Below are 10,414 nucleotides of genomic sequence, written 5' to 3'. Positions count from 1 at the left end.
GAAACTCCGCAGCCTCTTGAATGCTGACCATCGTGCGTATCATGCGCAAATTGTGCACAGCTGCGCAAGAACGCGCAACTATTCTGTCAGCAGTTCAAGCCCTCGCTGCCTCCGGCTTACTCGTAGAGCGTACTGACGCAGTCCGGCGACAGCGCCAGCCGCAACGCCAACAACGCCTCGTCTGACGGCACCACCTGCCAGGCCGGTCCCAGCATGGCCTCGCAGGAGGCTGCCGCCGACTCATAGCGAATGCGCACCGGCAAGCCCTGCGCGCCGCTGGCACGAGCCAGATGCGGTGTGAGCAGCTCGCGCAGCATCCCGGTCGACGAATTGCCATTCATCGCCAATTGCACGGCACTGGCGAACTTCACACGCGCCGCGGTCAGATCCATCACCGATTCCGCCGTGAACCTGACGCCACCCGTGAACGTATCGTGCCGCGCATTGCCGGTCGCGATCAGCAATTCGTCGTCGCGGAACATGTGCCGGTTGGCTTCGAACACCTCATTGAACACCGTCATCTCGACCTGACCGGTGCCGTCGTCGAGCAGCACGATCAGCATCTTCCCGCGCTGCGTCATCTGCGTGCGGATACCGGTGATCACACCGGCGACAGTCTTGCCGCGCACGTCGCGGCCGAAGCCGCCGCCGTTGCCCTGGACTTCCTTCTCCAGGCCGGCCAGCGTGCTCTTTATGAAGCGGCGTACTTCATCGCGGTAGGCATCGAACAGGTGGCCCGAGAAGTAGTAGCCGAGCGCCTGCTTCTCTTCTTGCAGGGTGCGCTTCGGGCTCCAGCGCGGCTCGTCGATGAGTTCCGGGCGGTGCGCGTCGCCGGCGTCGCCCATCAGGTCGAACAGTGACACCTGGTTGGCGGATTCGGCCTTCTGGTCCGCCGCTTCCATGGCAATGGAAACAGATGCCAGCAGCTGTGCGCGATTGTCGTTGAGGCTGTCGAAGGCGCCGGCGCGAATCAGGGCCTCGATGGTGCGGCGGTTGACCTGGCGGCGGTCGACACGCTCGCAGAAATCGAACAGGTCCGTGAACGGCCGTTCCTCGCGTGCGCGCAGGATGTCTTCGATGGCGCCCTGCCCCGAGCCCTTGATGCCACCCAGGCCGTAGCGGATGGTCTTGGCATCGGTCGGCGCGAAGCGGTATTCGCTGGCATTGACGTCGGGCGGCAGGACAGCGAGCTTGTTGAGCTTGCAATCCTCGTAGAGGATCTTGACCTTGTCCGTGTCGTCCATGGCGAGCGACATGTTGGCTGCCATGAATTCGGCCGGATGATGGGCCTTGAGCCAGGCGGTGTAGTACGCCAGCAGCGCATAGGCGGCCGCGTGCGACTTGTTGAAGCCGTAGCCCGCGAACTTCTCCATCAGGTCGAAGATATCGTCGGCCTGTTGCGCACTGAGTCCGTTCTTGTCGGCACCTTCGCGGAACATGACGCGATGCTGCGCCATTTCCTCGGGCTTCTTCTTGCCCATGGCGCGGCGCAGCAGGTCGGCGCCGCCGAGCGAGTAGCCGCCGATGATCTGCGCCATCTGCATCACCTGCTCCTGGTAGACCATGATGCCGTAGGTCTCTTTCAGGACGGGTTCGACACGTGGATCCGGATATTCCACCCGCTCGCGGCCGTGCTTGCGCGCGCAGAAGCTCGGGATCAGGTCCATCGGGCCCGGGCGGTACAGCGCCACCAGCGCGATGATGTCCTCGAAGCGGTCAGGCTTGGCGTCCTTCAGCATGCCCTGCATGCCGCGGCTTTCCAGCTGGAACACGGCAACCGTGTTGGCGGTCTTCAGGATGTCGAACGCGGGCCCGTCGTCGAGGGGAATATGGCTGCAATTCCAGTCGGCCTTGCTCGGATCCAGCCGACGGATATAGCGCTCGGCCCAGTCCAGGATGGTCAGCGTGGTCAGGCCCAGAAAGTCGAACTTGACCAGGCCGGCCGCTTCCACGTCGTCCTTGTCGTACTGGCTGACGACGCCGCTCATGCCATCGTTCTGGCTGCCCTGCGTGTAGAGCGGGCAGAAATCGGTCAGGCGGCCAGGGGCGATCAGCACGCCGCCGGCGTGCATGCCGACGTTGCGCGTCATGCCTTCGACGCGCTGTGCCAGTTCCAGCAGCTGCCGGACTTCTTCCTCGTTGTTCTCGCGCTCGGTCAGGAGCGGCTCTTCCTTCTTGGCTTCTTCAATCGTGACGAGCTTGCCGGGCTTGAACGGGATCAGCTTGGCGATGCCGTCAACGAAGCCGTAGCCGAGATCGAGCACGCGACCCACGTCGCGCACCGCGGCCTTGGCGGCCATGGTACCGAAGGTGGCGATCTGCGACACCGCGTCCTTGCCGTACTTCTCCTTCACATAGGTGATCACGCGGTCGCGGCCGTGCTGGCAGAAGTCGATGTCGAAGTCGGGCATCGAGACCCGTTCCGGATTCAGGAAACGCTCGAACAGCAGCGCGTACTTGAGCGGATCCAGGTCGGTAATGCCAAGCGCATAGGCCACCAGCGAACCGGCGCCCGAGCCGCGGCCCGGGCCGACCGGCACGCCGTTGTTCTTGGCCCAGTTGATAAAGTCGGCCACGATCAGGAAGTAGCCCGGGAAGCCCATCTTGATGATGGTGCCGGTCTCGAATTCGAGCCGCGCGTAGTACTCGGGCCGCTTGGCTTCGCGCACCGCTTCGTCGGGGAACAGCACCGCCAGGCGTTTCTCCAGCCCGTCCTTGGCCATGAAGACGAGGTAGTCGTCCAGCGACATGCCATCGGGCGTGGGGAACAGCGGCAGGCGCGGCTTGCCCAGTTCCAGCGTCAGGTTGCAGCGCCGCGCGATCTCGACCGCGTTCTGCAAGGCCGACGGAATGTCCGCGAACAGCGCGCACATCTCGTCCTGGGTCTTGAAATACTGATCGGTCGTGAAGCGGCGGGTCCTGCGCGGATTGGCCAGCAGTTCGCCCTCGGCGATACACGTGCGCGCTTCGTGCGCGGTGAAGTCGTCCGGCGTCATGAACTGCACCGGATGGGTTGCTACGACCGGCAACTGCATCGAAGCGGCAAGCTGCACGGCCTGCTGGACGTAGGCGTCGGTACCGGGCTGACCGGCGCGCTGCAGTTCGATGTAGAAGCGCTGCGGGAAAGCGGCCGCCCAATGTTCGGCAGCCTGGCGCGCGGCTTCGGTGTTGCCGTTGGCCAGCGCCATGCCGACGTCACCGCCCATGGCGCCCGACAGCGCGACCAGGCCCGTCGCCAGCGGCAGGTCGTCCTCGCCAGGCTCCTGGAACCAGCCCGGCTCGATCTCGGCGCGGCCGCGGTGCTGGTTCGACAGCCAGGCGCGCGACAGCAACGTGCACAGGTTCAGGTAGCCGCGGCGGTCCTGAACCAGCAGCAGCAGACGCGACGGCTTGTCGCGGTCTTCGGCATTGGTGAGCCAGACGTCCGCGCCGACCACCGGCTTAACGCCGCCGCCGCGCGCTTCCTTGTAGAAGCGGATCAGTCCGAAGGCGTTGGCAAGATCGGTCAGGGCGAGCGCGCCCATGCCATCGGCGGCAGCGGCCTTGACGGCGTCATCCAGGCGGACGATGCCGTCCACGATGGAGTATTCGGAGTGAAGGCGAAGGTGTACGAAACGGGGGGCAGACATGGGCGACATTGTACCGGCTCGGCCCCGTGAGAGGCCGCCACATTGCGCATGAAGGCGACCGGCATAGCTGAATAGCCCGCTGGGAAATACGCGGCGCAGACGTCCCGACGCGTTATAATTTCGCCTTTCCAATCAGGCAGTTATCGCGTGGATACCGACGCGATCCCGCGCGCGAAGTCTCCTATGCAGATCGTCAACATCTCCGCTTACAAATTTGTCTCGCTCAACGACATCGAGACGCTGCGGCCGGAAATGCGCGCGCGCTGCGAATCGGCTGACCTGAAAGGCACGATCCTGCTCGCGCCGGAAGGTATCAACATGTTCCTGGCAGGCCCGCGCGAAGCCATCGACAGCTTCATGGCGTGGCTGCACGCGGATGCACGCTTCGCCGATATCGCGCCCAAGGAGAGCCTGTCCGACACCCAGCCCTTCAAGCGCATGCTGGTGCGCGCCAAGAAGGAAATCATCACCATGAAGATGCCGCTGATCCGCCCCGAGGCAGGTCGCGCGCCTTCGGTGCGGCCGGTGGACCTCAAGCGCTGGCTGGACCAGGGCCACGACGATGCCGGCCGTCCGGTGGTGATGCTGGATACGCGCAACGACTTTGAAGTGGCGGTCGGGACGTTCGAAAACGCGGTGGAATACGACATCGCCAAGTTCAGCGAATTTCCCGAGGCCGTGGCCGCCCACAAGGCGGAACTGGAAGGCAAGACCGTGGTGTCGTTCTGCACCGGCGGCATCCGCTGCGAAAAGGCGGCGATCCACATGCAGGAAGTCGGCGTCGAGCACATCTATCAGCTCGAAGGCGGCATCCTGAAATACTTCGAGGAAGTCGGCGGCGATCACTACAAGGGCGACTGCTTCGTCTTCGACTACCGCACGGCGCTGAATCCGAACCTGGAGCCAGCCGGGCCCAAGCAGTGCTTTGCCTGCCGCGCCGTCGTGACGCCCGAAGAGCAGCAAAGTCCGCACTATGTCGTGGGCAAGAGCTGCCCGCATTGTGTGGCAAACGGCAGCAAGGCTGCGGCCTGAGCAAAGCCTTATCTACTGGCTCAGGCGGCCAGCAGATGGTAGAGATTGCGCAGCATCCCCGCCGTGGCGCCCCAGATAAACCGGTGGCCGCCACCCTCGCGCGGAAATGGCATTGCATAGAATATCCGTTCGCCGTCCACCCAGCGGAACAGGCGCCGCTCATGATGCGAAGGGTCCATCAGGAAGGCCAGCGGCACCTCGAACACATCAGCGACTTCTGAAGCATCCGGGCGCAGCGTGAAGCCGTCGCGCACCAGTCCGACGACCGGGCTCACGTGAAAGCCGGTGCCCGTGATGTAGTCAGGCAGCGCACCGAGCACCTCGACGAAATTGCGCGTCAGGCCAACCTCTTCCTCGGTCTCGCGCAGCGCCGTGTCGATGCGATTGGCATCGAAATCCTCCTGCCTTCCGCCCGGAAAGCTGATCTGGCCGGCATGCGCGCTCAGGTTCGCGTTGCGTTGCGTCAGAAGCACCGTCAGGCCGTCCCTGCGCTCGACCAGGGGCACCAGCACGGCAGCATCGCGCAGGCCGCGGCTACGGTCGTAGACGCGCGATTCGTCCGTCAGTTCGGGCGCCCATTGCGGCGGCACCTGCATGCGGTGACGGATGAAATCTGCCCGCAGTCGCGGGGCGCTGAGCGCCGCGTGACGCGTATCGGTATCAATGACGGGTAGGGATTCTGGGTCGAAGGCGGGGCGCATAACAGGAAGAAGTATGACAGATGCGAACGCTTTGGCGCCGCAGCAATTTGCCGGCGTGGCCGAAATGCAAAAAGGGCACCCGGAGGTGCCCTTCCTGAGGAAACGCCCGCCCGGGAGACCCGGTCGGCATGTCCGGCTTACTGAGCCGCAGCCTTTGCAGCGACAGCAGCCTTCGAAACCAGCTTTTCCTTGATACGTGCGGACTTGCCCGAACGCTGGCGCAGGTAGTACAGCTTCGCGCGACGCACGTCGCCGCGACGCTTCACTTCGATGCCGGCGATCAGCGGCGAGTACAGCTGGAACGTACGTTCCACGCCTTCGCCCGACGAGATCTTGCGCACGATGAAGGACGAATTCAGGCCACGGTTACGCTTGGCGATCACAACGCCTTCGTAAGCCTGCACGCGCTTGCGGGTACCTTCGACCACGTTCACGTTGACGATCACGGTGTCGCCAGGCGCGAATGCGGGGATGGTCTTGTTCGCGGTCAGACGCGCGATCTCTTCCTTCTCGATCTGCTCGATGATATTCATCGTTTTTTCTCCTTTACCATCATGTCGGCGTTGTATGCCCCAGGCATGGCCCGGGCCCCGGCAGAGGATGGGGTTTTACCTGGCGGGAAAAAGCTCCCGCCCTTCTTTCGCCGACCATTCCGACAGGAATTTCTCGTCGGCACGGGTCAGCAAACCTTGCTTGCGAGCGGCCTCAATCAGATCGGGGCGCTTTCTCGCAGTGTTGGCAAGCGCCTGCCGGCGCCGCCATTTTTCAATCTCGGCGTGATGGCCCCCGAGCAGTATCTCGGGCACCCGCACACCTTCATATTCTTCTGGCCGCGTGTAGTGCGGACAATCCAGCAGGCCGTTGACGAAGCTGTCCTGCACGGCCGACTGCGCATCGCCCAGCACGCCGGGCAGGTGCCGCACCACCGCGTCGATCAGTGCCATCGCGGGCAGCTCGCCGCCTGACAGGACGAAATCGCCAAGGCTGATTTCCTCGTCCACGCGGCGGTCGATCAGCCGCTGGTCGATCGCTTCATAGCGCCCGCACAGCAACACCAGACCGGGGCGTTGCGCCAGCTCCATGACCTTGTCATGCGTCAGCGTCGCGCCCTGGGGGGACATCAATACCACATGCGGTTGCACCACACCGGCCTGCGACTGCGCCACCGAGGCAGCATCGAGCGCATCTTCCAGCGGCTTCGCCAGCATCACCATACCGGGACCACCGCCGTAAGGCCGGTCGTCGATGGTACGGTAGTTGTCCGTGGTGAAGTCCCGCGGATTCCAGGTGCGCAGCGCATAGCGCTGCTGCTTGGCTGCCCGGCTGGTAATGCCCCAGTCGGTCAGCGCGCGAAACATTTCGGGAAACAGCGTGATTACATCGAACTGCATCCGCTCTCCCTTCCCAAACCTGCGTCCAAACCTGAATGGCAGGGCGCACGCTCAGTAGTCGAGCCCCCAGTCCACCACGATGCGCTTGCCGGCAGTATCCACCGAACGCAGGAACGCATCGACAAACGGAATCAGCCGTTCGCCGGCCTTGCCGTCAGGCAGCGCATAGGCCACCTGCAGGATCTGGTGAGCTCCGTTATCGATCAGACCGGATACCTCGCCCAGCAACTCGCCTTGCTCGTTGCTCACGGCGCAGCCGATCAGGTCGACCCAGTAGAACTCATCTGCTTCCGGCGCGGGGAAATCCTCGCGCCGGATCCACACACGACGTCCCTTGAGCGCCTCCGCAAGATTGCGGTCGGACACGCCGGACGCCTGCGCCACCACGGTGCCACTGTGCTCGCGCGACTGCGCGATCTTCACGCAGATCGCTTCCGCACGAGAGGGGCCGGAGGCAGACAACAGACCTGTCTGCGGCGCGGCGAGCAACCACCAGCGGCGCGCATGCAGCAATGCAGCAGCGTCGTCGGCGTGCGGCTGGACCTTGATCCAGCCCCGGATGCCATAGGCAGCGCCAACGTAACCGACTTCTATCAGATCATCCGGCAGCGGGTCGGCATACAGCAGCGTCGCCGGCAGTCTCGCCGTCTTTTGCGATTCGCCTTGCGGCCGGTTCAGCGGCCTCGGCGCAGCGGCGCCCTGCTTTCGTTCAGTCACGTGTGCAGTGTCGACGCACCTCAAAGGCGCGTCGAAAGCCGGCTATCAGGCAGCGGCCTTGGCGGCGCCTTGCTTGACCAGGCGGGCAACGGTCGGCGACAGTTGTGCGCCAACGCCTTGCCAGTAGGCCAGACGGTCCTGCACCAGACGCAGACCTTCTTCGCCTTCGGAAGCCAGCGGGTTGTAGAAGCCAACGCGCTCGATGAAACGGCCATCGCGACGGTTGCGCGAGTCGGTTGCGACGATGTTGAAGAAGGGGCGCTTCTTGCTGCCGCCGCGAGCCAGACGGATAACGACCATGAGTTGATTCCTCAGAAAACGGGGTGTTCGAACACGAAACGCAAGAGTATAGCCCAATTTCCGAGGCCAAACAAACACTTAGGTGATTGACGCATGGCGTGGCGGCAGGCATCGTGGCGGAAACCCCGATGGGAGGTCATTCATGCGCATCGACCTGCACTTCACTGGACGCACCATCCAGCGCTTCGCTATTGCCTGCATGGTATTGCTTGCCGGCACCGGCTCCGCGCCCGCCGCCTTGCCGCTCGACCAGATCCGGCTGCCGCCGGGGTTCCACATCGAAGTCGTGAGCCACGCCGTCCGGGGTGCGCGCGGCATGACGCTGTCGCCCGCAGGCACGTTGTTCGTCGGTTCGCTCGGCGAAGGGAAAGTGTACGCCCTGCCGGATCCCCTCCGTGCGCAACCCAGGGTTCATATCGTTGCCACCGGCCTGGCCATGCCGGTGGGCGTGGCGTTCCGGGGCGGCAGCCTGTTCGCCTCATCGACCTCCCGGATCGTCCGTCTCGACGACATCGAAGCACGTCTCGACGACCCGCCCCGCCCTGTCGTGGTGAGCGACCGCTTCCCCACCGAAACGCATCATGGCTGGAAGTTCATCGCCTTCGGCCCCGACGGCTACCTGTACGTACCGGTCGGCGCGCCCTGCAATATCTGCGCGCCCGACGAGAACCGCTACGCCAACATCATGAAGATGAAGCCCGACGGATCCGACCTCCAGGTGGTGGCCCGCGGCGTGCGCAACTCGGTTGGCTTCGACTGGCACCCTGTCACGCACGAACTGTGGTTCACGGACAACGGCCGGGACATGATGGGGGATGACCTGCCCGACGATGAACTCAACCGCGCCACCCGCGCCGGGCAGCATTTCGGCTACCCCTACTGCCACGCCGGCAACATCGCCGACCCTGAATTCGGCAAGCAACGCCCGTGCTCGGAATTCGTGCCACCCGTCGCAAAGCTGGGCGCACACGTTGCCGCATTGGGTATGCGGTTCTATACCGGCAAGCAGTTCCCGGCCGAGTATCGCAACAACGTATTCATTGCCGAGCATGGCAGCTGGAACCGCACCGAACCCATTGGCTACAGGCTCGTGCGCGTTGTCCTCGACGACACCGGGAAAGCCGTACGGCAGGAAGTCTTTGCCGAAGGCTGGCTGCAGAAAGGAAAAGCATGGGGCCGGCCGGTCGATGTACAGGTCGCAGGCGACGGCTCCCTGCTGGTCAGCGACGATCTGGCGGGCGCCATTTACAGGATCCGCTACACCCCCTGAAACACAGCCGCAGGCCCGCGAAAATGCACGAAACAATCCGTTACACCGGTAACGGGATTGGCATAGGCGGCCTGATGCCCCATGCGTACCATGAACCCATCTCCTGAACTTCACCGCGCGACAGGATCCTGGGATTCCGCATGTTCACCCGCTCTCTCCTGCGCGACTTGGTGGCTGGCATCCTGGTGGCCGCGAGCCTGCTCGGCGCTGCCGCCGCAAGCCATGCGCAAGTCGCCTTCTGGCAACACTCCCGGCCCGACAGCCACACCCCGCGGGTGCAGGCTGCCGGCAGCTGGCAAATGGCCAGTGTGCGCGCGGAAAGCCGCGACCACGTGCAAGCGCAGATTGATCGCATGGAAGCCCGCGCCCGCGCGGACGACCGGCTGAGCGGCCGGCCTGCCATGGTCAATGGCCGGGACGAAAGCCGTGGCCGCGGCGCCGAACGTGGCAACCAGGGCAACGACTCCCGCAATGGCTCGCGCCCGACCAGCGTCGGCCCGGGCTGGCAGGCGCACGGGCGCGACGGCGGACGCTGACCGAACCCTGCTTCTCATGCCTTCCGCGCCACTTCGCCCTGAGCCGCCAACGGCCGCGGAACTCGACTCTGTTCTGCCTGTCTGTCTTTAAGTGCGCGCCCGCCAGGGTCCCGCACAGGCTGCCGCCCGGCGCTGTCCGGGGCTCACAGCGTGCTGTCTCGTGCTGACGGCAATCGACCTGACCTGCCTCTGCCCGGCACCTCCTGTCCGCCCCGGCGTTCGCGACCCGGGCGCAGCCTCCAGATAAGAAGAATCTGTCGAGGTTTATCATGTCTCCCCTGTTGACCGACCTGGCCCAGCACGCGGGCCAGCTATCGCTGTCTGTTCTCTTTATGCTGTTCCTTGCGCTGGTACTTTACGGCGAGCCGGATATCGGCCAGCGTGCCGGCGCGCTCGTGACCAGCCTCCTGTCAGGCTCCTGGCGCTGACGCGGAATACGAAGCCGTTCCGTCAGACTTGCTCATTCCTGCTCAAACAGGAACAAAGCTGACTTTCTGCTTCACTGAGGCCGGTTTCGCCATCGTCTTGCGACGATGGCCAGCGCCTTCCTCTCCACAGACTGACACCGTGGAACTCACGGCGATGTGACACAGGTTCACGGCGGCGTTGATGTCGCGGTCGTGAATCGTCCCGCACGCGGGACACGTCCATTCGCGCACGGCGAGCGCCAAGATGCCCAGCGTGTGTCCGCATGTCGAGCACGTCTTGCTGCTGGCGTAGAAGCGCTCGGCCACCACAATCTCGCCACCGCGCATGGCCGCCTTGTACTCCAGTTGCCGCCTGAGTTCGAAGAAACTCATATCAGCGATGGCGCGGGCCAGATGGCGGTTCTTTACCA

At 64.2% G+C, this 10,414-nt stretch carries 11 protein-coding genes; 4 read left to right on the top strand and 7 right to left on the bottom strand.

All coding sequences use genetic code 11. The features are described from left to right. Window positions 1-116 precede the first annotated feature (116 nt). A complete protein-coding gene (gene dnaE, locus RM96_RS06960) occupies window positions 117-3,629 on the bottom strand; it encodes a DNA polymerase III subunit alpha (RefSeq protein ID WP_039009176.1) in 3,513 nt (1,170 codons plus the stop codon). 183 nt (window positions 3,630-3,812) lie between these two features. Between dnaE and RM96_RS06955 the strand changes: the two genes are divergently transcribed. Continuing rightward, window positions 3,813-4,661, top strand: coding sequence for a sulfurtransferase (locus RM96_RS06955; protein WP_039009175.1), 849 nt, complete (start codon window positions 3,813-3,815; stop codon window positions 4,659-4,661). 20 nt (window positions 4,662-4,681) lie between these two features. Here the strand turns inward: RM96_RS06955 and RM96_RS06950 are convergent, their stop codons facing one another. The 5 genes from RM96_RS06950 to rpsP form a co-directional block, all read right to left on the bottom strand. After that, a complete protein-coding gene (locus RM96_RS06950; RefSeq protein ID WP_039009174.1) occupies window positions 4,682-5,362 on the bottom strand; it encodes a CoA pyrophosphatase in 681 nt (226 codons plus the stop codon). A 137-nt stretch (window positions 5,363-5,499) separates the two neighbouring features. Further along, window positions 5,500-5,895, bottom strand: coding sequence for a 50S ribosomal protein L19 (gene rplS, locus RM96_RS06945; protein WP_039009173.1), 396 nt, complete (start codon window positions 5,893-5,895; stop codon window positions 5,500-5,502). Between the two features lie 75 nt (window positions 5,896-5,970). Then, window positions 5,971-6,753: a tRNA (guanosine(37)-N1)-methyltransferase TrmD gene (gene trmD / locus RM96_RS06940; RefSeq protein ID WP_039009172.1), complete on the bottom strand. Its 783-nt coding sequence runs from the start codon at window positions 6,751-6,753 to the stop codon at window positions 5,971-5,973. Between the two features lie 51 nt (window positions 6,754-6,804). Further along, window positions 6,805-7,470, bottom strand: coding sequence for a ribosome maturation factor RimM (gene rimM, locus RM96_RS06935; protein WP_039009170.1), 666 nt, complete (start codon window positions 7,468-7,470; stop codon window positions 6,805-6,807). 45 nt (window positions 7,471-7,515) lie between these two features. Further along, the gene (rpsP, locus tag RM96_RS06930; RefSeq protein WP_039009168.1) at window positions 7,516-7,770 is read right to left on the bottom strand and encodes a 30S ribosomal protein S16; all 255 of its coding nucleotides are present in this window, start codon (window positions 7,768-7,770) and stop codon (window positions 7,516-7,518) included. Between the two features lie 142 nt (window positions 7,771-7,912). Here rpsP and RM96_RS06925 point away from each other — a divergent pair, with 142 nt between their 5' ends. From RM96_RS06925 to RM96_RS39280, 3 genes are all read left to right on the top strand, one after another. Then, the gene (locus RM96_RS06925; protein WP_039009166.1) at window positions 7,913-9,040 is read left to right on the top strand and encodes a PQQ-dependent sugar dehydrogenase; all 1,128 of its coding nucleotides are present in this window, start codon (window positions 7,913-7,915) and stop codon (window positions 9,038-9,040) included. 140 nt (window positions 9,041-9,180) lie between these two features. Next, complete coding sequence (locus RM96_RS06920) at window positions 9,181-9,576, top strand: hypothetical protein (protein WP_039009164.1); 396 nt, start codon at window positions 9,181-9,183, stop codon at window positions 9,574-9,576. 269 nt (window positions 9,577-9,845) lie between these two features. After that, complete coding sequence (locus RM96_RS39280) at window positions 9,846-10,004, top strand: hypothetical protein (protein ID WP_193752405.1); 159 nt, start codon at window positions 9,846-9,848, stop codon at window positions 10,002-10,004. A gap of 42 nt (window positions 10,005-10,046) precedes the next feature. Here RM96_RS39280 and RM96_RS06915 read toward each other — a convergent pair. After that, on the bottom strand, window positions 10,047-10,414 hold a 368-nt coding region (locus RM96_RS06915), incomplete at its 5' end, for an RNA-guided endonuclease InsQ/TnpB family protein (protein WP_039009161.1).

The sequence above is a fragment of the Cupriavidus sp. IDO genome, from assembly GCF_000812465.1.
GTDB lineage: Bacteria > Pseudomonadota > Gammaproteobacteria > Burkholderiales > Burkholderiaceae > Cupriavidus.
The sequence above is the reverse complement of the archived record's forward strand: the minus strand, read 5'-3'. Positions and strand labels throughout refer to the sequence as shown.